At 64.9% G+C, this 25577-nt stretch carries 21 protein-coding genes and 13 pseudogenes; 19 read left to right on the top strand and 15 right to left on the bottom strand.

The window, feature by feature from the left end:
- Positions 1 to 39: 39 nt before the first annotated feature.
- From PV796_RS41345 to PV796_RS41330, 4 genes and pseudogenes are all read left to right on the top strand, one after another.
- Positions 40 to 558: a hypothetical protein gene (locus tag PV796_RS41345; RefSeq protein WP_274919592.1), complete on the top strand. Its 519-nt coding sequence runs from the start codon at positions 40 to 42 to the stop codon at positions 556 to 558.
- Between the two features lie 171 nt (positions 559 to 729).
- Positions 730 to 1442 (top strand): annotated as a pseudogene (locus tag PV796_RS41340) (IS6 family transposase).
- A gap of 87 nt (positions 1443 to 1529) precedes the next feature.
- A complete protein-coding gene (locus PV796_RS42570) occupies positions 1530 to 2324 on the top strand; it encodes an ImmA/IrrE family metallo-endopeptidase (RefSeq protein ID WP_446750722.1) in 795 nt (264 codons plus the stop codon).
- A 242-nt stretch (positions 2325 to 2566) separates the two neighbouring features.
- Positions 2567 to 3957: pseudogene (locus tag PV796_RS41330) on the top strand (ISL3 family transposase).
- Positions 3958 to 4009: 52 nt separating this feature from the next.
- Here PV796_RS41330 and PV796_RS41325 read toward each other — a convergent pair.
- From PV796_RS41325 to PV796_RS41305, 5 genes and pseudogenes are all read right to left on the bottom strand, one after another.
- A pseudogene (locus PV796_RS41325) lies at positions 4010 to 4243 on the bottom strand (IS6 family transposase); the annotation flags it as partial.
- 275 nt (positions 4244 to 4518) lie between these two features.
- Entirely contained in the window at positions 4519 to 5733 is a 1215-nt protein-coding gene (locus tag PV796_RS41320; protein WP_274919591.1) for an ABC transporter permease, read from the bottom strand.
- A complete protein-coding gene (locus tag PV796_RS41315; RefSeq protein WP_274919671.1) occupies positions 5730 to 6479 on the bottom strand; it encodes an ABC transporter ATP-binding protein in 750 nt (249 codons plus the stop codon). Before PV796_RS41315 ends, PV796_RS41320 begins: the two co-directional genes overlap by 4 nt.
- A 17-nt stretch (positions 6480 to 6496) precedes the next feature.
- On the bottom strand, positions 6497 to 7618 hold the full coding sequence (locus PV796_RS41310) for an efflux RND transporter periplasmic adaptor subunit (protein WP_274919590.1): 1122 nt from the start codon (positions 7616 to 7618) through the stop codon (positions 6497 to 6499).
- Positions 7615 to 8106, bottom strand: a complete 492-nt coding sequence (locus PV796_RS41305; RefSeq protein ID WP_274919589.1) for a hypothetical protein — start codon at positions 8104 to 8106, stop codon at positions 7615 to 7617. Before PV796_RS41305 ends, PV796_RS41310 begins: the two co-directional genes overlap by 4 nt.
- Before the next feature lie 157 nt (positions 8107 to 8263).
- On the opposite strand from PV796_RS41305, the gene PV796_RS41300 reads away from it, so the two are divergent.
- From PV796_RS41300 to PV796_RS41290, 3 genes and pseudogenes are all read left to right on the top strand, one after another.
- The gene (locus PV796_RS41300; protein ID WP_274919588.1) at positions 8264 to 8941 is read left to right on the top strand and encodes a response regulator transcription factor; all 678 of its coding nucleotides are present in this window, start codon (positions 8264 to 8266) and stop codon (positions 8939 to 8941) included.
- Positions 8938 to 10137 (top strand): sensor histidine kinase, encoded by a 1200-nt coding sequence (locus tag PV796_RS41295; protein ID WP_274919587.1) that lies wholly within the window; start codon positions 8938 to 8940, stop codon positions 10135 to 10137. The genes PV796_RS41300 and PV796_RS41295 overlap by 4 nt, the downstream gene beginning before the upstream one ends.
- A gap of 113 nt (positions 10138 to 10250) precedes the next feature.
- Positions 10251 to 10742, top strand: a pseudogene (locus tag PV796_RS41290) (transposase family protein); the annotation flags it as partial.
- Positions 10743 to 10779: 37 nt separating this feature from the next.
- On the opposite strand, the gene PV796_RS41285 reads toward PV796_RS41290, so the two are convergent.
- Both PV796_RS41285 and PV796_RS41280 read right to left on the bottom strand, forming a co-directional pair.
- Positions 10780 to 11694, bottom strand: coding sequence for an IS3 family transposase (locus tag PV796_RS41285; protein ID WP_274919586.1), 915 nt, complete (start codon positions 11692 to 11694; stop codon positions 10780 to 10782).
- The gene (locus PV796_RS41280; RefSeq protein ID WP_274919585.1) at positions 11691 to 12008 is read right to left on the bottom strand and encodes a transposase; all 318 of its coding nucleotides are present in this window, start codon (positions 12006 to 12008) and stop codon (positions 11691 to 11693) included. The genes PV796_RS41285 and PV796_RS41280 overlap by 4 nt, the downstream gene beginning before the upstream one ends.
- A gap of 106 nt (positions 12009 to 12114) precedes the next feature.
- Between PV796_RS41280 and PV796_RS41275 the strand changes: the two genes are divergently transcribed.
- Positions 12115 to 13029 carry an IS3 family transposase gene (locus tag PV796_RS41275; RefSeq protein WP_274919584.1) on the top strand — a complete coding sequence of 305 codons (915 nt, stop codon included), beginning with the start codon at positions 12115 to 12117 and terminating at the stop codon, positions 13027 to 13029.
- A 54-nt stretch (positions 13030 to 13083) separates the two neighbouring features.
- Positions 13084 to 13356 carry an IS3 family transposase gene (locus tag PV796_RS41270; RefSeq protein WP_446750721.1) on the top strand — a complete coding sequence of 91 codons (273 nt, stop codon included), beginning with the start codon at positions 13084 to 13086 and terminating at the stop codon, positions 13354 to 13356.
- Between the two features lie 30 nt (positions 13357 to 13386).
- On the opposite strand, the pseudogene PV796_RS41265 reads toward PV796_RS41270, so the two are convergent.
- A pseudogene (locus tag PV796_RS41265) lies at positions 13387 to 13590 on the bottom strand (transposase); the annotation flags it as partial.
- Positions 13591 to 13880: 290 nt separating this feature from the next.
- Here PV796_RS41265 and PV796_RS41260 point away from each other — a divergent pair.
- The 3 genes from PV796_RS41260 (at position 13881) to PV796_RS41250 (ending at position 16269) form a co-directional block, all read left to right on the top strand.
- Positions 13881 to 14264: a hypothetical protein gene (locus tag PV796_RS41260; RefSeq protein ID WP_274919582.1), complete on the top strand. Its 384-nt coding sequence runs from the start codon at positions 13881 to 13883 to the stop codon at positions 14262 to 14264.
- A gap of 76 nt (positions 14265 to 14340) precedes the next feature.
- Positions 14341 to 15429, top strand: a complete 1089-nt coding sequence (locus PV796_RS41255; RefSeq protein WP_446750736.1) for a transposase — start codon at positions 14341 to 14343, stop codon at positions 15427 to 15429.
- Positions 15430 to 15588: 159 nt separating this feature from the next.
- Positions 15589 to 16269, top strand: coding sequence for a response regulator transcription factor (locus tag PV796_RS41250; protein WP_274919581.1), 681 nt, complete (start codon positions 15589 to 15591; stop codon positions 16267 to 16269).
- A 78-nt stretch (positions 16270 to 16347) separates the two neighbouring features.
- On the opposite strand, the pseudogene PV796_RS42565 reads toward PV796_RS41250, so the two are convergent.
- A pseudogene (locus PV796_RS42565) lies at positions 16348 to 17012 on the bottom strand (IS481 family transposase); the annotation flags it as partial.
- A gap of 129 nt (positions 17013 to 17141) precedes the next feature.
- Between PV796_RS42565 and PV796_RS41235 the strand changes: the two are divergent.
- Positions 17142 to 17450: pseudogene (locus PV796_RS41235) on the top strand (hypothetical protein); the annotation flags it as partial.
- A gap of 93 nt (positions 17451 to 17543) precedes the next feature.
- On the opposite strand, the pseudogene PV796_RS41230 reads toward PV796_RS41235, so the two are convergent.
- From PV796_RS41230 to PV796_RS41220, 3 genes and pseudogenes are all read right to left on the bottom strand, one after another.
- Positions 17544 to 17609: pseudogene (locus tag PV796_RS41230) on the bottom strand (hypothetical protein); the annotation flags it as partial.
- Positions 17610 to 17669: 60 nt separating this feature from the next.
- Positions 17670 to 17792 (bottom strand): annotated as a pseudogene (locus tag PV796_RS41225) (IS5/IS1182 family transposase); the annotation flags it as partial.
- Positions 17793 to 17919: 127 nt separating this feature from the next.
- A complete protein-coding gene (locus PV796_RS41220; protein WP_274919578.1) occupies positions 17920 to 19605 on the bottom strand; it encodes an amidase in 1686 nt (561 codons plus the stop codon).
- A 718-nt stretch (positions 19606 to 20323) separates the two neighbouring features.
- Between PV796_RS41220 and PV796_RS42125 the strand changes: the two are divergent.
- Positions 20324 to 20569, top strand: a pseudogene (locus PV796_RS42125) (IS256 family transposase); the annotation flags it as partial.
- A gap of 128 nt (positions 20570 to 20697) precedes the next feature.
- On the opposite strand, the gene PV796_RS41210 reads toward PV796_RS42125, so the two are convergent.
- Entirely contained in the window at positions 20698 to 21714 is a 1017-nt protein-coding gene (locus PV796_RS41210) for an IS3 family transposase (protein WP_274919577.1), read from the bottom strand.
- Here PV796_RS41210 and PV796_RS41205 point away from each other — a divergent pair.
- The 4 genes and pseudogenes from PV796_RS41205 to PV796_RS41190 all read left to right on the top strand — a co-directional run bounded on the left by PV796_RS41205 (position 21708) and on the right by PV796_RS41190 (position 23581).
- The gene (locus PV796_RS41205) at positions 21708 to 21959 is read left to right on the top strand and encodes a hypothetical protein (RefSeq protein WP_274919576.1); all 252 of its coding nucleotides are present in this window, start codon (positions 21708 to 21710) and stop codon (positions 21957 to 21959) included. The genes PV796_RS41210 and PV796_RS41205 overlap by 7 nt on opposite strands.
- Before the next feature lie 136 nt (positions 21960 to 22095).
- Positions 22096 to 22446 (top strand): annotated as a pseudogene (locus PV796_RS41200) (transposase); the annotation flags it as partial.
- Between the two features lie 38 nt (positions 22447 to 22484).
- A complete protein-coding gene (locus PV796_RS41195; protein WP_274919490.1) occupies positions 22485 to 22793 on the top strand; it encodes a transposase in 309 nt (102 codons plus the stop codon).
- Positions 22793 to 23581, top strand: a complete 789-nt coding sequence (locus PV796_RS41190; RefSeq protein WP_274919575.1) for an IS3 family transposase — start codon at positions 22793 to 22795, stop codon at positions 23579 to 23581. The genes PV796_RS41195 and PV796_RS41190 overlap by 1 nt, the downstream gene beginning before the upstream one ends.
- 10 nt (positions 23582 to 23591) lie before the next feature.
- Here the strand turns inward: PV796_RS41190 and PV796_RS42560 are convergent.
- Positions 23592 to 24670, bottom strand: a protein-coding gene (locus tag PV796_RS42560; RefSeq protein ID WP_446750553.1) for an IS630 family transposase whose coding sequence is annotated in 2 segments (ribosomal slippage) — positions 23592 to 24169 and positions 24169 to 24670 — 1080 coding nt in all. Because the reading frame shifts where the segments join, the coding sequence is not laid out codon by codon here.
- A 239-nt stretch (positions 24671 to 24909) separates the two neighbouring features.
- On the opposite strand from PV796_RS42560, the pseudogene PV796_RS41175 reads away from it, so the two are divergent.
- A pseudogene (locus tag PV796_RS41175) lies at positions 24910 to 25074 on the top strand (IS30 family transposase); the annotation flags it as partial.
- A 7-nt stretch (positions 25075 to 25081) separates the two neighbouring features.
- Here the strand turns inward: PV796_RS41175 and PV796_RS41170 are convergent.
- Positions 25082 to 25497: pseudogene (locus PV796_RS41170) on the bottom strand (DDE-type integrase/transposase/recombinase); the annotation flags it as partial.
- Between the last annotated feature and the right edge of the window lie 80 nt (positions 25498 to 25577).

Below are 25577 nucleotides of genomic sequence, written 5' to 3'. Positions count from 1 at the left end.
TGACGGACCACCTACTTGCTAGAGAGCAAACGAGGAGAGATGCTCACGGGTGACGGGGTCTGCCATTTACGACTCTCTGGAAGGGTGATGCAAATGGGAAACCTTGTAGTTCGCAAGGGAGATAAAATTAATGTACCAGTACCCACGATGCCTCTCGTTCCGACTTGGGTAACTCCCGTTATCGTCACTCTGGATGGAACGGGAGGCTTTTCGGCGGGAGGTCAAGTAGTCTGCATTCCGCAGGATATTGAAAATATCTCACCAGAGACAGTCGCTCAATACAACGCCCCGGCGACGCTGGGTGCACCCTCCGCGCCGGGTAGTGGGAAAATTAAATTTACGCTCGCGGCTGGACATAAGGCGCGCCAGACGAACACTAAAGGGAATCCGGTAGTGGTGAACGATAATTCTCCGATGAGTTACACGTTCACCCCTGACACGCCAGCGCAGTTTATTCCTCCAGGGGGGACAAACCCTGTGGCCGATCCAACCCCGGTTTACAGCGGGCAGGCAACATTTCAGTTGAATCCCATGCCCAAGCCTGTTAATGCTGGCTGAGATGAGCGGGGATCGCTTCCGGGAAATGGCATAAAAGGCGACGAGCGTAAGTTTCGTACGAGTATCGTGTCAGCCCGAACCTTTTCGGCTTCGGCTGGCAGGGGCGCTATCGGGTTGTTGTGGGTGGCGTGAGGTGATCTTGATGTTGGGTCGTTGTGGGAGGGGTCGGTCGTGGGGTCCGAGGGGGCGTCGTCGTACAAGGGGTACTGCTTCCCGGCCGAGGTGATCGCTCACGCGGTGTGGCTGTATCACCGTTTTCCGCTCTCGTACCGGGAGGTCGAGGAGCTCCTCTTCGAGCGTGGCGTCGTCGTCTCGTACGAGTCGATCCGCGCCTGGTGCACCACGTTCGGCCCGGCCTACGCCAGACAACTGCGTCGCCGCCGGCCTCGCCCGGGCGACAAGTGGCACCTGGACGAGGTGTTCATCAAGGTCAACGGCCGGATGCGCTACCTCTGGCGCGCGGTGGACCAGGACGGCAACGTCCTCGACATTCTCGTCACGGACAAGCGGGACACCACGGCGGCGAAGCGGTTCTTCCGCAAGCTCCTCAAGGAGTACGCGTACCTGCCCCGCGTGATCGTCACCGACAAACTCCGCTCCTACGACGCCACCCACCGCCAGGTCATGCCCTCGGTCGAGCACCGCACCTCGAAGTACCTAAACAACCGGGCCGAGAACAGCCAACAGCCCACCAGACAACGCGAACGCGCCATGAAGAACTTCCCCCCGTCGGAGCGGCCCAGACATCCCTTGCCTGCTTCTCCCAGATCTCCTCACACTTCCGACCCCGGCGGCACCTGCTCACAGCCAGTGACTACCGCACCGAAATGACCGAACACTTCACCGTCTGGAAGACCGTCACCGCCGCGACCGTGACCGGCTGACCAAGGCGCCACCGCGAACACACCCGCACCCTCATCACACCCCAACTCACCACCCACACCAACAACTCGACAACGCCTGTGGGCTGAATGTGTAGCTTTGATCACTCAAGTAGCGCAAAAAAAGTGCCTTCGCGAAAAAACAGCCGTTGGATAGACGTGACCAACACCCTACGGCACCCGACATCCATGACCAGTCTCGATTCCCTTCTCGAGGCAGTCAAGGAAGCAGTCAGAGCCCGCAACTCATCAATCAGCGCCGCTACGCATGCTCTACTCAATGGAACGCCCGCTTATGACGTTCAAGTTGCACTCCGCCCACTGATGAAACAGCCCGGGCCAGAGTCTCTTCTTAACCTGGCTGCATTCCAGCCAGTCGGTACCAGCCTGAGAGAGGGGCCAGGCAGTCCGAGCGTGACACAGGAACAGCCCCCCGTCTCCCCAAACAGAGACTCACACTCAGCCAGGGCGAATGCATTCGACCCCGAAGTCGAGTTGAAAAAACTTGACATCGCAATTCAATATATTGAGCTGCCAGATGTAATGGCAGCCTGGGACCCCGACCAAAGAAGGGTCTACTGTCACAAGGATCTGACTTCGACCCAGAAACGCTGTGTACTTACTCATCAGCTCGCACACGTTACACTGGGTCACCGTCAGTGTGTCTACGCGAATGAGGAATTGGAGTCGACTGTCCACATCATGCAGGAGCGCACTGCAGAATTGTGGGCATCTCGCAAACTGATCACTGCTGTGCAACTAGCCACGGCACAAGAATCCGACCTACAAACTCACCAAATTGCGCGAGAACTCAAAGTCACACCACGGGTTTATAGAGCCCGACTGTTGGCAGAAAAAGAAGACGAACGGCATTGGCTAGCGTGATAGGCTCTATCGCGGCGAGACCAGGAGCGTTTTTCACGTGTAGATCATGAGGGTGATGATCGCGGCGGCGACTGACGTGAGTCTGTCGGGCTGATGCGGGCGTGGCGGAAGATCCGCCACTGCTTGATCCGGGAGATCGTCCGTTCGACCGGAGCGCGCAGGGTGGCTTGGACGGTGTTCGAACTTCTGGCTCTGTTCCGTAGTTGGTGGTGACGAAGGGTGATGCGTGTCGTTGACATCTCATGCGGGATGTCAACGAGCTTGTGGCTGTGGTGTTTTCGGGGTTGTCAGCGCTGGTCATCGAGGATGTTGCGGGCGACGGCGAGGCGGTCCGGGTCACCGCCCTGTCCTGGGCTGCCGGCGGCAGACCTTCCGCGAACAGATACCGGGGCTGCTGGAACGCCATCAACGCCGCACCACGCGTCTGACCGGCCAGATCTCCAAGGTGGTCAAGGAGTTATGCGGCCGGGCGGCAGCCCGGCTCACCCGGTGGCTGGCCACACCGGTCTCGTATGCCACCGCCCTGCGCCTGCTGCGACGCATCCCCGCGCCGCAGGTCCGCGTTCCACGGGTGATCGGGGTCGACGACTTCGCCCTGCGCCGCCGGCACCGCTATGCCACGATCGTCATCGACGCCGAGACCGGCCAGCGCGTCGAGGTTCTCCCCGACCGCGAGGCCGCCACTTTGGAGACCTGGCTGCGCGGGAAGAGGGGAATCGAGGTCGTGTGCCGGGACGGATCGGTCACCTACGCCGAGGCGATCCGGCGGGCACTGCCGGACGCGGTGCAGGTCAGCGACCGCTGGCACCTGTTCCGCAACGTGTGCGACAAGGTCCTGGCCGAGGTCCGCGCCCATGCTCCCTGCTGGGCCACCGTCAACCCGCCCCGCCCCGGCGGGGTCCGTGAGCAGACCACCCGCGAGCGCTGGCACAAAATCCACGGCCTCCTCAGCCAGGGCGTCGGCCTGCTCGACTGCTCCCGCCGTCTGGGACTGGCCCTGAACACCGTCAAACGCTACGCCCGCATCCCCGAGCCGACGGCCTTGCGCATCGCTCCCCAGTACCGGCCCACCCTGGTCGACCCCTACCGCGACCATCTGCGCGCCCGCCGCGCGGCCGATCCCGCAGTCCCTGTCACCCACCTGCTGCGGGAGATACGGGAGTTGGGCTACACCGGCAGCGCCAACCTGCTGGTCCGCTACCTCAACCACGGCCGCGCCGAAGGCGACCGCCCGGTCACCACCCCGCGACGCGCCACCCGACTCCTGCTCACCCGCCCTGAACACCTGCGCACCAAGGAGACCACCCTCCTGGAAGCTCTCACCGCTGCTTGTCCTGAGATGACCGAACTCGCCCGGCTCGTCCGCGAGTTCGCCGAGCTGCTGGCCCCGGCCGCGGGCAACGACGCCCGGCTCACCGAATGGATCACCGCAGTCCGGGCCGCCGACCTGCCCCACCTGCAGACCTTCTGCAACGGCCTTGAACTCGACCGCGCCGCCGTGGACGCCGGCCTCACCCTGCCCTACCACAACGGACGCACCGAGGGCGTCAACACCCGCACCAAGAGGATCATGAGGCAGATGCACGGACGAGCAGGCTTCGCCCTCCTCCGCCACCGCATCCTCCTCCCATAAGCAGAACCCAGCGTCACCACCGACTACGGAACAGAGCCAGTTGACATCCCCGCCACTTGTCGCCCGGGCGAGGCCGGCGGCGACGCAGTTGTCTGGCGTAGGCCGGGCCGAACGTGGTGCACCAGGCGCGGATCGACTCGTACGAGACGACGACGCCACGCTCGAAGAGGAGCTCCTCGACCTCCCGGTACGAGAGCGGAAAACGGTGATACAGCCACACCGCGTGAGCGATCACCTCGGCCGGGAAGCAGTACCCCTTGTACGACGACGCCCCCTCGGACCCCACGACCGACCCCTCCCACAACGACCCAACATCAAGATCACCTCACGCCACCCACAACAACCCGATAGCGCCCGCACCGCGCCTCCCAGCGCGGCGCGAGCTCGGCCACCAACTCACCCAGGAACTGCTCCGGGACACCGCAGAAGGCGGGATGGGAGATAGCTACACGGGCCTGGCGGATCATCACACTCAGGACAACTCCCGTGACCCTCCTCATGTCCCCACACGTGACCAAGATCATCAATCGCGGGTCAACCCGTTACTCGTCGACAACGTCGTTATGTGGTGTGGAGGGCGAGTGTGGGGGAGAGTCGTGCGGCGCGTACGGCGGGGTAGAGGCCGGCGAGTGATCCGATGAGCAAGGTAGCCGCGAATCCTGCGGCCATGGCGATGGGCGGTACCAGCCAGGGGGTGGCGCTGGTGGTGGCGTAGATCCAGGTGGCGAGGGAGCCGAGGGCGATGCCGACGATTCCGCCGAGGCCGGACAGGAGCAGGGATTCGGTGACGAACTGCAGCCGGATCTGGCCGCGGGTGGCGCCGAGGGAGCGGCGCAGTCCGATTTCGTGGCGGCGTTCGAGCACTGAGATGATCATGGTGTTGGCGACGCCGACGCCGCCGACGAGGAGGGCGACGCCGCCGAGTCCGAGGAGGAGTTTGGTGAAGGCGCCTTCGGAGGCGGCTTTGGCTGCGAGGGCATCGGAGGGGTTGGAGACCTTGACTTCGTGCGGCGCTTGGGGGCTGGTGGTCCTGGCGAGCAGGTCGCGGACGTGTTCGACGTCGCTGTCGGCGGAGCGTTCGTAGACGGAGGTGGGGTGGCCGTCGAAGCCGAGCAGTTCCTTCGCCGCATCCCAGCCGACGAGGGCGGAGGTGCGCAGGTCCTCGACGAGGGGTAGGGGGCCCATAACGCCGATAACGGTGAAGTACTGGCCATTGATGTAGACCTGCTGGCCGGGTCCGCTCACGCCGAGGCGCTGGGCGGCGAGGTCGCCGAGGACGAGGGCCGGGTAGCGGCTGTTGGCGTTGTTCAGCCAGGTGCCGGAGACTATGGAGCCGCGTACGGTCTGGAGGAGGGTTTCTCCGGCGGCTTGCACGGTCAGGCCGCTGGTTTGTGTGGCGGGGATGTGTTCGGAGCGGTAGATGTGTAGGCCGTCGAGTGAGGCGGATGCGCCGACGTCTTCCACTCCGTCGATCCTTGCGATCATCTCGGGGGATTTCTTGGGCAGTTGGGGTTTGCCGTCGGAGTAGGACTGGCCGGGTGTGACGACGAGCATGTTGGTGCCGAGTTTGTCGAGGTCGGCCAGGAGTTTGGCTTTGGATGAGGAGGAGATGCCGACGACGGCGATCATGGTTGCGATGCCGATGGCGATGCCTAGAGCCGAGAGGACCACACGCATCGGGCGGCCGCGCAGACCGGCGGAGCCGGTCTCGGCCACGTCTGGGAAGGTGAGGCGGGCCGGGTGCAGCCGAGTGTGTTCTTGCGTCGGCGTCGTCATGGTGCACCTGTCGGTCGGGTTGCGTGAGTGTCCTCGACGACGTGTCCGTCGCGGATGGCGACTCGGCGGGGTAGAGAGGCGGCGAGTTCCTGGTCGTGGGTGATGACGGCGATAGTGGCGCCTTGCATATGGAGTTCGTGCAGTAGTTCCATCACTGCCTCGCCGGAGGCCGAGTCGAGGGCTCCGGTCGGTTCGTCGGCGAGTAGCACGTCGGGTTCGCCGGCGACGGCGCGTGCGATGGCGACACGCTGTTTCTGGCCGCCGGACAGTTCGTGGGGCCGGTGGTGCATCCGGTCGCCGAGGCCTACCCGGCCGAGTGCTTCGGCTGCGCGCCGCTTGCGCTCGGCGCGCGAGAGGCCCGAGTAGCGCAGTCCTTCGGTCACGTTGGTGAGCGCGCTGGTGCCCGGCACGAGGTGGAAGGCCTGGAAGACGAAGCCCACGTGCTGGGCGCGCAGCGCCGACAGGTTCCGGTCCGGCAGGCTGCCCACGTCGTGCCCCGCCAGGATGACCGTGCCCCTGGTGGGTTGGTCGAGGGTGCCGATGATGTGCAGCAGCGTGGACTTGCCGGAACCGGAAGGGCCAACGATGGCCAGCAGCTCTCCGCCGCCGATCGTAAGGTCCACCCCACGGAGGGCTGTCACCCCGCCGGGGTATTCCTTGGCGACGCCGCGGAGGGCGACGACCGTTTCCTTCGTAGTTGGTTCGGCCGGATGGATGGTTTCGCATGTTTCGGGCGCTGCGTGCATGGCGTGCGTCTCGTGTGTCACTTGGGTATGACCACCTTGATGCCCTCGTTGATGCCCTTGCCGGTGATCTCGACCCGGCCGTCGGCGAACAAGCCCAGCTGGACCGGGACATCGCGGACCTTGCCGTCCTCGATGGCTTGGACCCCAAAGCCCTTGCCGGGCAGCGCGATGAGGGCTTCGACGGGCACCGATAGCACATCGGTGCGGTGCTCGCCGTTCATGAAGACGGTGACCGGGGCCTGGTCGGCGCCTTTGGCCTCGCCCGGGGGAGCGAACTCGATGGTCACTTTGATCTTGGAGTCCTTGGAACCGCCGGATCCGTTCCCGCCGCTGTCCTGGCCGCCGGAGCCGTCCCCGCCCGGGCCCTGCCCCGGTTCCTGGCCAGCGGCGGGGTCGCCGACGGAGGAAATCTTCCCGTCCGTCTTGGTGCCGTCGGGCAGCTGGACGCTGACCTTGTCGCCCACCTTGCGCTGCCCCGCATCGGACTCCTTGAGGTCGACTTCCACGATCCGCTGGGCCCCGGAAGCCGTATAGACCTGCTTGCCGGGCTCGAGCCGATCGCCGAGGGCGGCCTGCTGTGTGCCTACGCGCAGGGAGTCGGGGGCGAACACCATCTGTGCGGCGCTGATCGTCCCAGTCTGCTTCAGGCCCCTGTCCTTCTGCCACTCGTTCACGGCAAGGGCCGTACCAGGTGTGTAGGTGGTATCTGCGGTGAGCTGGTTGCCGTAGCCGAGGGCCTTGAGGTTCTGCTTGAGCTGGCGCACGTCCTCGCCTTTGTCCCCGGGCTTCATGACGCGGTACATGGGCTTGTCCCCGTACATCAGGTACACGCCCCTGGCATCCACCTCGTACAGTTTCTCGCCCCGTCCGACCTGCGCGCCGGCCTTGGGTAGCCAGGTCAGCACCCCGCCTTGCCCCGCGTTCACCTTGCGGCTGCCCGCGTAGGCGAGCCGGCCCTGCGCCCGCACGGCGGCGTTCAGGTCGCCCCTGGTGACGTCACCAAGGGCCTGGGGCCCTCCGGTCTGCTCATACGTGCTGGGCATAGCGTGGTCGCCGACAAGCGAGACCGCCGTCACCGCCCCGGCAGCGGCAAGCGTGGCCGCCGCGACGCCGATGAGCACCTTCCGGCGCCGCGTCACTTGATGCCGACCTTCGCGGAGCACTTGTCCAGCGCATCCTTGTATCCGGGCTTGTCCGAGTCGCCCTTCCCACCCAGCATCACACCGCCGCCGGCAAACTTCGGATCGGGGACATCGATGCCCTCCTTGCGCATGCACTTGGCGATCTCGAGGAACTTGTCCTTGTCGGCCTGGGACATGCCGCTGTCCGAGCCCGATGTGCCTGGGCCGGACGAGTCCTCGATCTTGCACTCCCGGCTGATTCTAGCCCTCTCGTCCTCGGAGATGTCGCCCCAGTTGATACCACCCAGGCCGTCGCCGCCATCAGCCACCTGCACACCCTTGCTGCGCAGGCAGTCCATCTGCTTGGCCTGCTCGGCACCGGCGTCCTGCCCCTGCGAGCCACTGCCCTTTCCCTCCTCACCCCCGCTTGAGCAGCCAGTGGCGAACAAGGCAAAGGCGAACATCACCGCCGCCGACACCACCTGCATCCGATACGTCTTCTTCACGGAAATCTCCCAGGTCCAGGCCGAGTGAGGTATGACGCACCACGTAGCAATCCCTGACTGCGCGGCGCTCCATGCAGCTTGGAGGAAGCAGACGTTTCCGTTCCCGAACAGGACCTGTTGCGCCGCAGAAACACCGGCCTCGGGTACAAAAGGTGATATGCGCGTACTCGTGGTGGAAGACGATGCGTTCCTGGCCCGGATGATCGCCGACGGACTCCGCCGGGAACACCTGGCCGTCGACGTCGCCCCAGACGGCCTTCAGGCCATGGACAAGCTCACCTTCGCCGCCTACGACGTGATGATCCTGGACCGGGACCTGCCCGGACTGCACGGCGACGAAGTGTGCCGCCGCGTGATCGCCCAGGGGCTGCTCACCCGCATCCTCATGCTCACCGCCTCCACAGCCCTGCACGAGAAGGTCGCCGGCTTTGGCCTGGGCGCTGACGACTACCTCAGCAAACCCTTCGCCTACGAGGAACTCCTCGCCCGCGTGCTGGCCCTCGGCCGACGCGCACGCCCGGCACTGCCCCCCGTCCTCCAGCGCGCGGGGATCCGCCTGGACACCACCGCCCGCCACGCCACCCGCACAGGCCGCCCCCTGCAACTCACCCCCAAGGAATTCGCCGTCCTGGAAACCCTCATGCGAGCCGAAGGCGCCGCCGTCAGCCGCGAGGACCTGATCGAAGAGGTCTGGCAGGAGGGCATCGGCTACGACAGCGCCGCCGTCCGCGTCACCCTCAGCCGCCTACGCACCAAACTCGGCGACCCACCGGTGATCGAAACCGTCCCCGGCGCCGGCTACCGCATCACCGCCGCCCCCCAGGACGGACCATGAAACGCCGACAACACCAGGCAGCCGAACGACTGCGGCTCACCGCCCTGTACGCCACACTGCTCCTCCTTGCTCAGGGCGGCCTGATCACCCTGGTGTACGTGCTCCTGCGCCGAGGCTTCTACAACAAGATCTACGGGGCGATCACCACAGCCGACGTCGTCAACGACACGGCGCCCCCTCCCACGGGACCGTCACCCACGCGAGTCCACCGCCACGGCTCCGCAGAAAACCTCGCCGCCACCATCGAACAAACCGCCCTGCACCAGCTGCTGACCGTCTGCCTGATCGCACTTGCCGTCTTCGCCGCCCTCTCCATCGCCCTGTCCTGGTGGATCTCCGGCCGCATCCTGCGCCCCGTCGCTGCCATCACCGAACAAGCCCGGCAACTGTCCAGCGCCACCCTCCACGAACGCATCGCCCTCGACGCACCGCCCGGAGAACTCAAACGCCTCGCCGACACCTTCGACGACATGCTCGACCGCATGGAACAACTCATCACCGCACAACGCCGCTTCGCCGCCAACGCCGCACACGAACTGCGCACCCCCTTGGCCCAGCAACGGGCCGCAGCCGAGATCGGCCTCGCCGGCACCCCCGGCCCCGACCACATCGCCGACATCCGCCAGGAACTGATCCGCATCAGCGAACACAGCACCCACCTCATCGACGGCCTGCTCCTGCTCGCCACATCCGACCGCGGCCTCGAACGCCACGACCCGGTACGCCTGGATCAAATCACCACGCAGGTATGCCACCACACAGCCCCCACAGCCCGTGACCACCAAGTCGCCCTCGACCTTCAGACCCAGCCCCTGCACATCGAAGGCGACCCGATCCTGCTCGAACAACTCGTACACAACCTCATCGACAACGCCGTGCGCTACAACCACCCCACCGGACACGTCACCATCCGCACCAGCCCCGAGAACCTGACCGTCGCCAACACTGGCCCCGTCATCCCGGCCGACGTTGTGCCCCGCCTCTTCGAGCCCTTCCACCGACTTGCCGAACGCCGCAAAGCCACCGGTGAAGGCGCCGGCCTCGGCCTGTCCATCGTGGCCAACATCGCCCAAGCGCACCAAGCCCACGTGACAGCCGAAGCCAACCCCGACGGCGGCCTCACCATCACCATCCACTTCACCACCCCCACACACCGATGGCCTTCCCCTCGTGGGTCTGACACGAAAATAGAGTGAGCTTCTTCAGCCCTGCCACTGATCGGGTGACAGAGGTCAACCCGTGACAGGCGAGGCCCTCGGACTGTTGAGCAAGATGTCTCACGTCTCAACTCGCCAGCCAGAGAGCCTCGTTGGTTACCTATCCTTGCGCACTGGACCTACCGCACACGCTCGTGGAGTGGGTCACCATGCTCATCGTCACCCAGGAGGGTGACCGCCGCTGCAAGCTCCGCCCGTCGGGACGGGCCCTGGTGGCGCTGGTCTACCTGCGGGAGCACACCACCCTCGCGAAGATCGCCGCTGGTTTCGGGATCAGCGAAGCCACCGCCCACGCCTACGTGCACAGCGTGACGGCGCTCCTCGCAGGCCGGGCACCGTCCCTGACCGGGGCGCTACGGAAAGCCAAGCCGGAATACGTCCTGGTGGACGGCACCATCGCCGAGTGCGACCGGGTCGGCGACGGCCAACGCAACTACTCCGGCAAGGCCAGACGCCACGGTGTGAACATCCAGGCCGTCACCGATCCGGCTGGAGAGGTGATCTGGTATTCGCCCGCACTGCCCGGCCGGACCGTGGACATCACCGCAGCACGGACCCATCACATCATCACGGTGTGTGAGCGATTGAAGTGTCAATCCCCTGGAAACGTGGAGGACTTCCTTATGCTGCTCGGTCTTCCTGGTGCGCCCGCATCCGGGCTTCGGTGATCGTCCGTTCGAACTCCACCGGGGGCAGTCCGCCGGCGGCGCTGTGCCTGCGGCGGGTGTTGAAGAAGTCCGTGATCCATGTGGCGATCTTCAGTCGGGCCCCGGCACGGGTGGCGAAGCGGTGCCGGTGGATGTATTCGACCTTGATCGAGGAGTGGAAGGATTCGGCGGCCGCGTTGTCCAGGGCCGAGCCCACGCGCCCCATGGACTGCACCACACCCAGCCGGTCACACAGGCTGTTGTACGTCTCGCTGGTGTATTCCGACCCGCGGTCCGAGTGGAAGATCACGCCGTCCACGGCGCCACCCCGTGTCGCGGCGGCCATCTGCAGCGACACGCTGACCAGGGCTGCATCGTGCCGCTCACCCATCGCGTAGCCGAGCACCCGGCGCGAGAACGCGTCATGGACGGAGGAGAGGTAGAGCTTGCCCTCGCCCGTTTCGATCTCCGTCATATCGCCCCACCACAACACGTCCGGGGCGATCGCGTCGAAGCGACGAAGCACCAGGTCACGGGCTGCTTTCCGCTTGCCCTGACGGGTCAGGTTCTTCCGTCGGCGCGGGGGTTTGCGGCCCTGGAGCCCGAGCTCGGCCAGCACCTGGGCGACAGTGTTCACCGAGACCTGCCAGCCCTCGGCCCACAGGTCCAGCGTGATCCTCGGCGAACCGTACGTATTCCCCGACGCGTTGAAGAAGTGGGTGACCCTCTCGGCCAAAGCCGCGCGTCTGACCTCGCGTTTCGTCGGTTCCGACGGACGGCGGCACCACTTGTAGAACCAGGACTCGGACACCCCGAGCGCTCGGCAAGACACGGCGTGCGGGACGTGGTGCTCGGTCCGCTGGCCGGCGATGAAGCCCGCAACCGTCACTTCGTCGCCTCCTTCACCCAGAGGACCACGGAACGCTTGAGGACATCACGCTCCATCCCGATCTCGCTGTTCTCCTTGCGCAACTGCCGGTTCTCCTCACGCAGCCGGCGCAGTTCCCCGCGTTCGGACTCGTTCAGACCGCCCGATGCTTCCGCGGCCGCGCGGACCTTGGCCCGGTGGACCCAGGTCTGCAGCGTGCCCTCGTGCACGCCCAGGTCCCGCGCAACCTCTGCGGCCGGCTTCCCGGTCTCCAGCACGATCCGCACCGCACCCTCACGAAACGGCGCGTCATACGACCGTCGCTTCCCACCCATGATCCTCAACTTCCCCTTCAGCCACGCCTCCACACTACGAGGGGAAGGTCATGGAGCGTGATGTCCTCAAGCGTTCCGTGGTCCTCTGGGTGAAGGAGGCGACGAAGTGACGGTTGCGGGCTTCATCGCCGGCCAGCGGACCGAGCACCACGTCCCGCACGCCGTGTCTTGCCGAGCGCTCGGGGTGTCCGAGTCCTGGTTCTACAAGTGGTGCCGCCGTCCGTCGGAACCGACGAAACGCGAGGTCAGACGCGCGGCTTTGGCCGAGAGGGTCACCCACTTCTTCAACGCGTCGGGGAATACGTACGGTTCGCCGAGGATCACGCTGGACCTGTGGGCCGAGGGCTGGCAGGTCTCGGTGAACACTGTCGCCCAGGGGCTGGCCGAGCTCGGGCTCCAGGGCCGCAAACCCCCGCGCCGACGGAAGAACCTGCCCCGTCAGGGCAAGCGGAAAGCAGCCCGTGACCTGGTGCTTCGTCGCTTCGACGCGATCGCCCCGGACGTGTTGTGGTGGGGCGATATGACGGAGATCGAAACGGGCGAGGGCAAGCTCTACCTCTCCTCCGTCCATGACGCGTTCTCGCGCCGGGTGCTCGGCTACGCGATGGGTGAGCGGCACGATGCAGCCCTGGTCAGCGTGTCGCTGCAGATGGCCGCCGCGACACGGGGTGGCGCCGTGGACGGCGTGATCTTCCACTCGGACCGCGGGTCGGAATACACCAGCGAGACGTACAACAGCCTGTGTGACCGGCTGGGTGTGGTGCAGTCCATGGGGCGCGTGGGCTCGGCCCTGGACAACGCGGCCGCCGAATCCTTCCACTCCTCGATCAAGGTCGAATACATCCACCGGCACCGCTTCGCCACCCGTGCCGGGGCCCGACTGAAGATCGCCACATGGATCACGGACTTCTTCAACACCCGCCGCAGGCACAGCGCCGCCGGCGGACTGCCCCCGGTGGAGTTCGAACGGACGATCACCGAAGCCCGGATGCGGGCGCACCAGGAAGACCGAGCAGCATAAGGAAGTCCTCCACGTTTCCAGGGGATTGACATGCGGGCAGGAGTTGACGCGTCCATGGGCTCCGTCGGGGACAGCTACGACAACGCCCTCGCGGAGAACCTGTGGATGCTGATCAAGACCGAGTGCGTGCGCGGCCGCGTCTTCGCCACACGTGCCGAGGCGAACCTCGCGCTCTTCGAGTACACAGACGGCTTCTATAACTCCCGCCGCACCCAGGAACGACTCGGCTTCCTCAGCCCGATCGAATTCGAGGAGAAGTACTACGCCGAGCAGGCAACGGCCGAACGAGCGAACCTGAAACCCCGTCAACCCCTCCTGACCAGCTGATCAGCGCCTCCCGAACGACGGGGGAACCTCACGGCGGTGGCGTTCGTAGACGGTCTGCCAGGGGCCGTACCGTTCGGGCAGGTCCGGCCAGGGAACACCGGTACGGGCTCTGAACAGCACCCCGTTGATCACTGTGCGGTGATCGGCCCACTGCCGGCCAGGCTTGCCATTGGCGGGCAGTAAAGCCTCAATCTTCTGCCACTGCGCGTCCGTGAGCTCATGTCGCCGCACCAAACGACGCAACTGCCCAGCCAGAGCACTGATCCACCACCCCAGCAAGAGCCATCAGAAACGACCTAGCCTCGATGGAACGTCCCACCGAGTGCAGCGCGGTGGAACGTTCGACGAGGTCTTTCCAGCCGGCGTCCAAAGGCTTTAATGCGGCCCTGTATCTGCCGCAGCAATCCTCAACACCAATGCGCTGCAACTCGACGACCTCGTCGAAGCCCTCTGTGACAGCGTGGTGTGAAACGCCTCGTTTTGTCTTGTTAGCCTGATAGGGCGCGATAGGAGACCAGCTCGGTATGACCAGCGAGAACATTCCCGTGATAGATCCGGCTGCCAGGCCGAGGCGCCGTACCTTCAGTCCGGAGTACAAGTTGCGGATCGTTGAGGAGTACGACGCCGCCGCGAAGGGGGAGAAGAGGGCTGTGCTGCGGCGTGAGCGTCTGTACGACTCCCATGTCAAGGAGTGGCGGGCCGCCCGGGATGCGAGTGCTCTGGGTGCCCTGGCCGACCGGCGGACGGCGGGCGTGCGGCCGAAGAGGCCGGCAGCCGAGATCGAGAACGGGAAGCTGCGGCGGCGTATCGCGCGTCTGGAGAGGGAGGTGGAGAAGCGAGACGCCGCGCTGGAGGTGATGGGAAAAGGGGTAAAGCTCTTGGAACTACTCTCCGAGAGCACGGACTGAACCACGTCCTCGACGAGCATCTCGCCGAGCTCGTTGAGGAGTTGAAGAAGTACGTGGGCATCGGACCGCGTGCCGACTGGCCGGCCGTTCACGGGCCACCCACCACCGCTGGCTGCATCCGGCAGAGCCGAAACCGAAGAATCCCAGGCCCACACCGGCCTCGGCACTGTCGACCCAGGAGCGCACCGCCTTGCTGGCGTTGATGAACAGCCCGCGCTATGCCGAACTTGCGCCTGCGCAGATCTGGGCCCGCGAGCTGGACGAAGGCCGCTACCACTGCTCCATCCGCACCATGTACCGGATCCTTCGGGCGGCCGGGCAAAGCGGTGAACGACGCCGTCAGGCCACCCATCCGGCCAAGACGGTGCCCGAGCTGGTCGCCACCGCACCGTCGCAGGTCTTCACCTGGGACATCACCAGGCTCGCCGGGCCGGAGAAAGGGAGCTGGTTCCATGCCTATGTGATCATCGACATCTACTCGCGCTATGTGGTCGGCCACACCGTCGAGCGGGCCGAATCCGCCGACCGCGCCGAGGAGCTGATCCGCGAGACCATCACCCGCAACGGCATCGTGCCCGAGACCGTGCACGCGGATCGCGGCACCTCGATGACCTCGAAGAAGGTCTCTCAGCCGTTGATCGACCTCGGCGTCACCCGGTCCCACTCAAGGCCGAAGACGAGCAACGACAATCCCTACTCCGAAAGCCAGTTCAAGACCGCGAAGTACGCACCGGACTTCCCCGAGAGGTTCGATTCCCTCGCGCACGCACGGGACTGGTTCGACGCGTTCATCAGCTACTACAACCACGAGCACCGGCACTCCGGGATCGGCCTGCACACCCCCGCCTCGGCGCATTTCGGCACCGCCGCCGAGGTCCACGACCAACGGGCCATCACCCTGACCGAGGCATACGAGCGCCACCCCGAACGCTTCACCCTGCGCCCCCCCAGATCCCAACGCAAGCATGGATCAACAACCCCGCCAAACGCCAGCAACCTCAACCACAAGCCTCATGACGTCACACACGTCTCATTTGACTTGACACGCACCGAAGCGATCAAATCCAAGGCACTGACACGCTTGCCGCAGCCCGCGAAGAGCTCCGGGATCTCCTGCTCGGACCCGGCAGGGCTCTGCCCATCCATTCAACGAAGCCACCCATAGGCGCACAGCACCATCAGGGCAGCGGAACCGCGCTGCTGCCGAAGCCCTCACCCCGGAAACTCGGGCCGCAACCCTGCATCTCGTGCCTCATGGCACGTCGTCGACCCAAGGGTGGACTTTCAGGGTGAGTACGCCCCTTGCCACAATGAAGGAAGACCCATGGCCATCCGCGTTCTGATTGTCGATGACCAGAGCCTCATCCGTTCTGGGCTGCGTTCCGTTCTAGAGGCGGACGACCAGTTCGTCGTCGTCGGGGAGGCGGCAGACGGGGTAGAGGCGGTCAGCGCAACCCAGGAGCACCAGCCCGATGTCGTCATCATGGAGCTCCGTATGCCGCGCATCGGCGGTGTCGAGGCCACCATCAAGCTGATGCGGCTCGAAAGCCCCCCGAAGGTGCTGGCCCTGACCACGTTCAACACCGACGATCTGGTGATCGAGGCCCTCAACGCGGGTGCCTCAGGCTTCCTGCTGAAGGACCTCAGGTCCGAGGAACTGGTCACTGCAGTGAGGATGGTGGCGATGGGCGGCACGGTGATGTCACCGGAGATCACGGCCAAGCTGGTGAGCCGAGCCCATGCGAGGAAACCAACGAGTTCCAGCGGCCTCCAGGAGAAGATCGATTCGCTGAAGGACGGCGAACGTGCCGTCCTCGCCCTCATCGGCGCCGGTTACACCAACCAGAGGATCGCTGCGGAACTCCACCTTTCCCTCGCCAGTGTCAAAACGTATGCGTCGCGCATGCTGACACACCTGGGGCTCGAGAACCGGACGCAGGCCGCCATCCTCGCCTACCAGGCAGGTCTTGCGCCGGGCAACCAGCCCCGTGATGGCAAGAACTGAACCGCTCCGGGTTTGACCGAGATTTGAACACTTGCCGGCGGAGCACCTGGTGGATGCCGGATATGTCGGTGTGAGGTCTCAGGACTTCCCTGACGGTTTGTTGTCAGGAGATCCTTGACGGTCCTTCTGGGTGCCCATGCCTTTGACGTAGAGCCTGGTGATCGGTCCGAGGTTCTTGCGGGGCCTGACGGCGAGTTCGTCCTCTCCGTGCAGGATCCGGTAGTGGGTGTCCTCGATGACGACGGTGACGATCTTTCCGGCATGCCGGGGGCCGAGCTTGATGAACTGCCCGTTGATCTGGAAGCGGCCGCTCGCATGCACCTTGCGCTGGGCTTGGATGGCACCGGTCGGCAGGGGCGGAGGGGGTAGCGGGGAAGCCGCTGTCCGAGCCCCGTGGGTCTGCTCCAGGCGGTTGGCTGGAACGGGGCAGGGCCACGTTCCCATCAGGGCGTTGTCGGCGATGGCATGCATGAGGTGCCCGTCGAGCCGGAGGGTGATCGTGCGTCCAGCCAGGGCAAAGCCGACCTGTAGCGACCGCCGGCCAGACAGACGATGCCGTCCCGCAGGACCTTGCGTTCGACCTCGATCGGTTCGCCGGCGGCGAGGATGGCCGTTCCGCCGCGGGCCCGGGGCAGGGCGGGGGATGTGGGCTCGGGACCGGCCGGCCGGGCGCCGTAGCGCATGGTCAGGTAGGCGATGTCCTCAGGTCGCAGCCGGGACGGGACCGTGGCGACCGGAGACCCACCGAGCACCTCGCGCACGGCCCGGTAGCGGTACTCGGCCAACTGCTGTACATCCACGACCACTTACGGAAGCACTCCTGCCCCGCAAGGGGACGGGAGATCACGGGCATTCAGCCGAACGTGTCAACCATGTCCAGAGCACAAACGGTCAAGCATCTCCTGAGACCTCACACCGAGAGGATACACCTCTGCCGAGCTGCTGCTGACCGCACCGGTCTCCCGTGGCGTCACAGTCACCGGGCCGGCCCGGTCGAACAACACCCTGCAGGCAGCCGGGGCGGCGGCTTCGGTAAGACCGCCTTCGCCATCGACTGGCAGGCCAGGCAGGCCGTCTGCCCGACCGGCGCCACGAGCAGGCACTGGACACAAGGTGTGGACAACAACGGCCGGGACGCGCTCCGCATCCGCTTCGCGACCGCCATTTGCGCACCCTGCCCCGTGCGCGATCAGTGCACCCGCTCCACCCAGTACGGACGGCAGCTGACTGTGCACGCCCAGGTCCCGCGCAACCTCTGCGGCCGGCTTCCCGGTCTCCAGCACGATCCGCACCGCACCCTCACGAAACGGCGCGTCATACGACCGTCGCTTCCCACCCATGATCCTCAACTTCCCCTTCAGCCACGCCTCCACACTACGAGGGGAAGGTCATTCCTGCAGTACCAGGGCGAGGAGGGCTTGGCGGAAGCAGCCGAGCCTGCGCCAGCGGGCGTTTAGCTCACACCTTCGGGCGTAGACCAGCCTCGAGACGTGCTCAACGACCTCGTGCGGGACATCGAGCATGGCACGATACGGGACCAATAGGGCTCCTGCGTCCGGACGTTGATGAGTGAGATCGGCAACGGAACGACCAGGAGGCCTGCCACGTCACGGACCCGTCATCACCCGCGTGCCGCAGGATGAGAAGCGTTCACTGGAGCATTGCCGCCATCGTAGTCAGCTCCCATCCCAGTGGATCTGCGGTGGTCATCGAGGTGAGCGGCCCCACACGCGGTTGTTGAGGAGGCCTCTTCGTAGCTGGACCGAATAACGGATCTGGCGGGGCGAGGTGGTGGTAGTCGGGATAGTGATGCTGGTAGTCGATCGTTGCCTGGGTCAGTAAGGGTTCGCTAAAGCGTGGGCCCCAGAAGGCCGCGGTGATTGGCAGGGGAAGGCTATTCCCCAACCCGATCGGGAAGGTAACCATCGGCCATCCCATAAGATTCGGGTGGGAGTAAAATGCGCGCTGATTAGTGTGTGAGGGTTCATAGTTTGGGTTTTCTGGCTGGAAGCGAACTGGAATGTGAGCCCCCAGCGGAAGAACTAACATGAAGTCTACATCTGCCTGTTCTAAGGCAGCTTGGTAGCCGTCGCACAGCAGTCGGCGGCGACGCTCACTAGCCAGTTGCGTTGCGAATGATAGTTGCGCATATCGCGGAATCAGGAAATCGATTGCGTATTTATAGATGAGCTCCTGACCGTTCGGCCGGGTTTCAGCAAATGCGCGCACGGCTTCCAACTGACGCAAACGTCGTTGGTTGAGGCCTCGGTTGGCCAGCGCAGCAGTGAACAGCATGCCGTCGATCTCTTGCAACTCGCCGTTGGAGAACGGGTCGTGGTCGGGGTCGCTCAGATCGAGCCCCTCGAACTCATATACCTCGGCGCCCAGGGCCCGCAGCTCTTCTTTGCATCGTTCGAACGCGGTGCGGTAGTCAGTGTCGTAGGTGTCGGCAGGTGGTCGCCGTCCGGGGCCAACGGAGGTTCCCCCCATCCAGTCGCTCTGGGGGATGCCGATATGCAGTCCGGCAAGAGGCTCTCCTGCTTCTTGCGGCTTTAGAGGGTACGTCGGTGCTGGGCCGAGGGTGGCGGGATTGTTTCGCTGGTCGAACCGAGTCATTGCGTTCAGCAGCAGTGATGCGTCACGCATGGAGCGTGCCATGGGGCCAGCAACATCCATACCAGGCGATCCCTGCATCACGCCGCTTTCGGATACCAGTCCCAGAGTCGGTTTGATCGCGCTGACACCGTTGCAGGCGGCCGGGGTGACGATCGAACCACCGGTTTCGACGCCGATCGCTGCTGCCGCCAGGCGTGCTATCGGAGCGACGCCTGAACCTTGGCTCGAGCCACCGGGGATGTAGCGCGGGTCCCAGGCGTTGCCCGCGAATGTGCCTGTGGTGTGGGTAGAGAACTCCGAGGCGATTGTGTGGCCCAGCACCACTGCGCCATCGCTCCGCAAGGCTGCTACTGCAGCCGCATCTTTGTCCGCGAGGTTGCCGTCGAAGAGGTGAGTGCCGTTCTTAGCTTCCATGCCCTGGATAGCGATGGAGTCCTTGGCTCCCACAGGGATGCCGCACAGCAGCGGAGCCTGCGGATCGTCACGCAGGCGGGCATCTGCGTCTGTGGCTTGCTGTAGTGCGGCGTCGTGGTCGACCCGGACGAACGCGTTATAGCCGCCATTTTCGTCGTAGGTTTCAAAAGGGCCGTTGAACTCGTCGATCCGCCTCAGGTATTCCTGCGTCACTTCCACAGAGGTGGTATGCCCTGCTCGGAATAGCGTTGCCAGCTCCAGGATCTCGTAGTCGACCAGGCGCGTGCGCTCGGGCGTGTCTTCCACTCTTGGTAGGTATTCAAGCCAGTAAGAGGCAGAATCAGGAAAGGTACACATGAGTTCCCCCTAAGTTATCGGGAGGATAGAGCGGAGTTACCAGCAGGCCCGAGGCCAGTGATGGTCTGTTCGTCGCCAGTAGCGTTGTTGTTAGGGCCGATCGTGTGGACACGGCCAGAGGCTTATTCATAACGAACGTCACCTGCAATGCTTCCACAGGCTACGGGCCTGTAGGCGGGTCCGATCCGGGGGCTGTGAATAAACGTCCCGGCGTCAAGAACAGAGGAGTGTATTATCGGTGGGCAAGACTGGAGACGGAGACTGTCTTCTTCATGATGCCTCAGCCGACAGTGACATGCCCTTTGCTCGATTCTTCCTCTTTGACAGGTCCAACCTCCGATGGTATAGACGTCGGCAATAGAAACCCAGCTGGATCGGCTCCTGACAGGTCAGGTCATTCGGAAGAGGTAGGTCATCGGTGGCGCTCCCGCGTCCGGGAATTCCGCAGTCTGACGGCCAGTTGCCGGATAAACACTGGCCGTGAGTTGACACGCGCTCGGTGTTCCACTGCTCATGGCAGACCGGATGAACACTCGTTGAGTCAGCTCTCTATAATATCCCCCCGATCTCAGCCGCTGCCAAGCAGCGGGTGGCGACCACGAGGGCTTCGTCAGAGAGCCGGGGCTGTACGGTCTACGGTGGATCTTCGAGCAGGAAGTAACACCTGATGACAGGCGTGATCATCTCGGGTGAGGCCGTCGAGGAAGTGAAGCCCGCGGGGGCTCCGGATGCTCTGGACGACCAGCTGATCAGCCAGCTGGTGGACCGTGCGAAGGCCGACGGGATCCGGCTGACAGGCCAGGGCGGGCTGCTGCAGCTCACGAAGAAGATCCTCGCGTCCGCCCTCAAAGGCGAGTTCGCCGACCATCTCGGCCACGAGAAGCATGAGAAGGCCGTCGGCGGCAACCTGAGGGGCCTCGCGTTTTCCGGACAGTCGTCTGGCGGTCTATTTCACGCGGCTATTCGCAGCTTCTATTCTATGTATCGAGTGATGTCCTGTCGTGCGGCCTCGCGGGTCAAGTACGTGACGCGCGATACGCGTTAGTTCTTGAGGACTCCGAAGAATGATTCGGCCATCGCGTTGTCGAAACAGATCCCCGTGCGCCCGGCGGACTTTCGGAGTTGAAGCTTCTTGAGGACATCTGCGAACTCGGTGGACATGGAGTTGCTGCCGCGATCGCTATGAAATATCGCGCCCTTGGTGAGCTTGCGGTTTCGTGCCGCGTTACGGATAGCCCGGACGATGAGCGGCGTCCGGTAGTGGTCATCCATTGCGTAGCCGATAACTTCCTTGCTGCAGCAGTCGATAATGGTCGCGAGATAAAGCCAGCCCTCTGTCGTCGGTATGTAGGTGATGTCGCCGACAAGTTTTTCGCCGGGTGTGTCGGCGGTGAAGTCGCGGCCGACAAGGTCTGGCACCAGGCTGGCCGTGGCTTGGGTGAGGCCGAAACGATTCGGCCTCGGCTGGCAGGGTTCCAGGCCCATCTCGCGCATGAGGCGGCGGACCAGCTCCGGGCCGACGGCGCGGCCCCAGCGGGCCAGCTGGGCGTGGACGCGCCGGTAGCCATAGGTGCTGTCGGATTCCTCGAATGCCTTCTTGATGAGCATTTTCAGTTCCTCGCGCCGCTTGGCTGTTGCGGATTCTGGACGGTCGCGCCATTCGTAGTAGCCGGATCTGCAAACGCCGAGTCTGCTGCACATGAACTCGACGCTGTAGACGTACTCCGCCGTATCAAGTCGCATCTCATCGATGAACTCGTACTTGCTCGCTACCGGGGATCCTTCGCGAAGTACGCTGCGGCTTTTTGTCAGGAAGGCGTTCTCCATCTCGAGCTCGTGGTTGCGCCGTTCCAGCTCTTTCAGTCGCGCACGCTCACTGACGGGCAGGCCGGCATCGGCGGGCAACTCATTCCGCTTCTGGTGCTTCTTCATCCAGCCACGGAGCGTCTCCGGATTTATCTCGAGTTCCCGGCCGACCTCGGTGACCGTCTTGCTCGAACTCAAGGCAATCCGGACGGCTTCCTCACGGAACTCCGGGGAGTACTTTCTCGGTGCCACTGCTTGTTCCTCGTTCCCTGTTCCAGGCGATCCTATTGGACGCCTGTCCGGAAACCTCGAGGCACCTCAACGCCCTCCTCGACCAGGGCGTTGGACTGCGCGCGATCGCCCGTCAGCTTGAACTGGCCCGCAATACCGTCCGTCGCTTCGCCAATGCGGCGAGCGCGGACGAGCTCTTGGTCGGCCGGTGGGCCGGCCGGGCCAGCATCCTCGACCCCTACAAGCCCTACCTGCACCAGCGGTGAGCGGAGGGCTGCACCGTCGCCCGCCGCCTCTTCGAGGAAGTACGCGAGCGCGGCTACCCCGGTGGTGAGAACGTCGTGAAGGTCTACGTGGCCATGCTCCGCGAGAACTTCCCGCACGCCCCCCCGCAAGGCGCCGTCCGTGCGGGACGTGACCAGCTGGCTCACCCGCCATCCCGACCGTCTCACCGATGACCAGGCCCAGCAGCTCAAGGCGATCCTCGTCCGCTGCCCCGCACTCGACCGCACCGCCCACCACGTCCGCGCGTTCGCCGAGCTCATGAACAACCGTCAGGGTCGGGACCTGAACCAGTGGATCACGAGCGTCCAGGCCGACGACCTGCCCGCCCTGCACACCTTCGTCACCGGCCTCGGCCAAGACCTCGACGCCGTCGTCGCCGGCCTCAGCCTCCACTACAGCTCCGGCGCCGTCGAAGGCCACAACAACAAGATCAAAATTGAGGTTCCCCCGAGATGCGGAGGGAGTTGACGTGGGGTCAGATGGGTTTCATGAGAGGACCTTCGAGCATGGCTGCCCCGAGAAAATATCCGTTGGAGTTGCGTGAGCGTGCGGTGCGGATGTATTGCACCGCGGATCCGAAGCCGCAGATCAAGCGTCTGGCTGTCGATCTCGGTGTGCATCCCGAAGCCTTGCGGGGCTGGATCCGTCAGGCCGAGGCTGACCGTGGTGAGCGGGAGGACCCGCTGACCACCGAGGAGAAGGAAGAGCTTGCGCAGTTGCGGCGGGAGGTGAAGGAACTGCGCCGCGCGAATGAGATCCTGCGGACCGCCAGCGCTTTTTTCGCCGGCCAGCTCGACCCGACCCGGCCCAGGTGATGGAGCTCATCGATGAGCATCCGCATCTGGGGGTCGAGCCCGTACTCCGGGAGATCTCCGTCCTTTCCGCCACCTACTACCGCTGGCGTCGAGCCGAGAGGGAACCGTGCGAGCGCAAACGTCGCGACGTCGAGCTGACCGAGCAGATCCGCAAGATTCACACGGACTCCGGTGGGATCTACGGCTCTCCCCGTGTACACGCCGTCCTCAAACGCAAGGGCGTCCACGTCGGCCGCAAGCGGGTCGAGCGCCTGATGCGCGAGGACGGTCTGGCGGGCGTGAGCCCTCGGCGCAAGGGGTTCACGCGCCGGGATCCGAAGGCTACCTTGGCCCCGGACCTGGTGGGCAGGGACTTCACCGCGCCGGCACCGAACCGGTTGTGGGTCACCGACCTGACCATGATCCCCACCGGCGAGGGGCCCCTGTGGCTCTCCGCGATCCGCGACGCCTTCTCCCGCCGGGTGGTCGCCTGGGAGACCTCCGCCCACGCCGACGCGGACCTGGTGCTCACCGTGCTGGAGTACGCGCTCGCATCCCGCGAGGTCGAGCCCGGCACACTCATTCACCACGCCGATCACGGCTGTCAATACACGTCCATCAAACTCACAACACGCCCGCTCAGAGCGGGCATTGAGGCATCTATGGGATCGATCGGCGACAGCTTCGACAACGCCCTCGCCAAGAACCTGTGGTCCACGATCAAAACCGAGGGCATCCGCGGCCGCACCTTCACCACCAGGGCCGAAGCCAACCTCGCACTCTTCGAGTACATCGACGGCTTCTACTGACCTCGGCTCGTCAGGGTGATGTTGGGTCATCGAGGGTGAGGCCGGTTCCGGCGATGAAGCCGTCGAGGGTGTCGGGCCGGTACTGGAGGCGCTTGAGCCGGTTGCGGACGAGTGCCTCGAGGCGGTCCAGGGCCACGACGGCGAGGTTGGCCAGGCTGCGTTTGACGTGTGCCCACACCCACTCGACCGGGTTCAGATCGGGTGAGTAGGCCGGCAGCAGGAATACCGTCAGCCATTCCCGTTCGTCGATCAACTTCCGCATCCTGCGGGAGACATGCGTGTTCAGCCGGTCCCACACCAGGACGATCGGTGCCTTGACGAGCTGATGGGCGCCGTCGATCAGCGCGATGAAGTCGCGCTCGCTCATGCTGCGGCGCTTACCCTTGCCCGCCGGGTGGGCGATCAGCCGGTGGCACAGGCGGGTCCGCGAGCCGGGCCGCATGGCGACCAGCCCGGCCACCGACAGGCGTCCCGATCGTCGTCCGCTGACCGTCACAACCGGCGTCACACCGCGCCGGCCCCAGGTGCGTCCCCTGGGCGGCTTGCGGGTGAACCCGGCTTCGTCCTCGAAGCAGAGGTAGCCCCCGCAGGCCGCCCGGGCTCTTTTACCTCCGCCCAGGTCGCCTCCTTCCACACCTTCACGGCCTGCTCGTCGCGCTCGGCCACCCGCCGCGCGGGAACCTGCGGGGAGAAGCCGAGCCGGTGCATCAACCGGGTGGCACCCGAGACGCTGTAGGAGACGTGGAACTTCCTGCCGATCAGCGTGACCACTCGCGCCGCGGTCCACACCTGGTCCTCCACCCACCCGTGCGCGGCCGGACCCTGGTCGAGATACACGGCGAGTTTCGCCAGGCAGCGTGGCGACAGCCGGCACCGGCCGCCACCGGGCCCTCGTGAACCAAGCGCATCGGCGCCGCCCTGACGCCACAGCTGCTGCCACTGATAGGCCGACTTCACGCTCACCCGCAGCCGCCGTGCGACCTCCGGCGGCTTGATCTTCTGCTCGAACAGCTCGACCGCCTGCATCCGTACAGCCTCGCGACGCTGACGTCCCGCAGCGGTAAGCCCGCCCCCATCTGCATATCTCACACACCACGAGATACAGACAACGCGCCCGCCTCACCAGCGACTTCGCCAAAGATCACCCTGACGAGCCGAAGTCAGTAACAACCCCCGCCGCATCCAAAAACGGCTCGGATACCTCAGCCCGATCGAGTACGAGGAAAAGTACTACGCCGAGCAGGCAACGACCGAACGAACGAACCTGAACACCCATCAACCCATCCCGACCTGCTGATCAGCACCTCCCGCACAGCGGGGGAAGCTCACCCAAGGGAACCGACCTGGCCCGGTACGGCCGCAGCGACCTCAACGCCGTCGCCACCACCCTCAACGCCCGCCCCCGCAAGACACTCGGCTGGCGAACTCGCGCAGAAGCTCTTAACGATCACCTACTCTCACTGCAGAGAAGCGATGTTGCAACGACCCCATGAACCTGAGCTGACTGCCCGCGTCCGAGTGATGTATGAGTCCATGCAGGTCAGCGGCCCCGTCGCGGTCGCGGGACCAGACGGCCATCTTGAGTGCGTCCAGGACGAGACCGGTGTGTTTGTGGCCGTCGGCCCGCCAGCCGACGATCTTGCGGGAGAAGACGTCCAGGACGAAGGCGATGTAGACGAACCCGGCCCAGGTGGCCACGTAGGTGAAGTCGGTGACCCACAGCTGGTTCGGGCGGGAGGCCGTGAAGTCCCGTCGACCAAGTCCTCCGGGCGCTCGGCCGCCGGGTCCGTGACCGTGGTCCCCACATTCTTCCCGCGGACCACGCTGGCCAGGCCGAGCGCGCGCATGAGGCGTTCGATGGTGCAGCGGGCGACCTCGATGCCCTCTATGTGCAGTTGTCGCCAGACCTTCCTCGCCCGGACACCGTTGGTGCGGCGGTCGGCGAGCGCATCCAGGGCGCCCGCGTCCCTCGCGGCCCGCCATTCCTTGATATGAG

It is taken from the genome of Streptomyces sp. WZ-12, assembly GCF_028898845.1.
In the GTDB taxonomy this organism is placed as follows: domain Bacteria; phylum Actinomycetota; class Actinomycetes; order Streptomycetales; family Streptomycetaceae; genus Streptomyces.
This window is presented reverse-complemented; position numbering and strand designations above follow the sequence as displayed.

Excerpts from the sequence above, each read along its gene's own strand:
- PV796_RS41345 (WP_274919592.1), top strand. The coding sequence starts at position 40 with ATGCTCACGGGTGACGGGGTCTGCCATTTACGACTCTCTGGAAGGGTG.
- PV796_RS42570 (WP_446750722.1), top strand. The coding sequence starts at position 1,530 with ATGTGTAGCTTTGATCACTCAAGTAGCGCAAAAAAAGTGCCTTCGCGA.
- PV796_RS41320 (WP_274919591.1), bottom strand. The coding sequence starts at position 5,733 with ATGACGACGCCGACGCAAGAACACACTCGGCTGCACCCGGCCCGCCTC.
- PV796_RS41315 (WP_274919671.1), bottom strand. The coding sequence starts at position 6,479 with ATGCACGCAGCGCCCGAAACATGCGAAACCATCCATCCGGCCGAACCA.
- PV796_RS41300 (WP_274919588.1), top strand. The coding sequence starts at position 8,264 with ATGCGCGTACTCGTGGTGGAAGACGATGCGTTCCTGGCCCGGATGATC.
- PV796_RS41295 (WP_274919587.1), top strand. The coding sequence starts at position 8,938 with ATGAAACGCCGACAACACCAGGCAGCCGAACGACTGCGGCTCACCGCC.
- PV796_RS41280 (WP_274919585.1), bottom strand. The coding sequence starts at position 12,008 with ATGGGTGGGAAGCGACGGTCGTATGACGCGCCGTTTCGTGAGGGTGCG.
- PV796_RS41270 (WP_446750721.1), top strand. The coding sequence starts at position 13,084 with ATGGGCTCCGTCGGGGACAGCTACGACAACGCCCTCGCGGAGAACCTG.
- PV796_RS41260 (WP_274919582.1), top strand. The coding sequence starts at position 13,881 with ATGACCAGCGAGAACATTCCCGTGATAGATCCGGCTGCCAGGCCGAGG.
- PV796_RS41250 (WP_274919581.1), top strand. The coding sequence starts at position 15,589 with ATGGCCATCCGCGTTCTGATTGTCGATGACCAGAGCCTCATCCGTTCT.
- PV796_RS41195 (WP_274919490.1), top strand. The coding sequence starts at position 22,485 with ATGGCTGCCCCGAGAAAATATCCGTTGGAGTTGCGTGAGCGTGCGGTG.
- PV796_RS41190 (WP_274919575.1), top strand. The coding sequence starts at position 22,793 with ATGGAGCTCATCGATGAGCATCCGCATCTGGGGGTCGAGCCCGTACTC.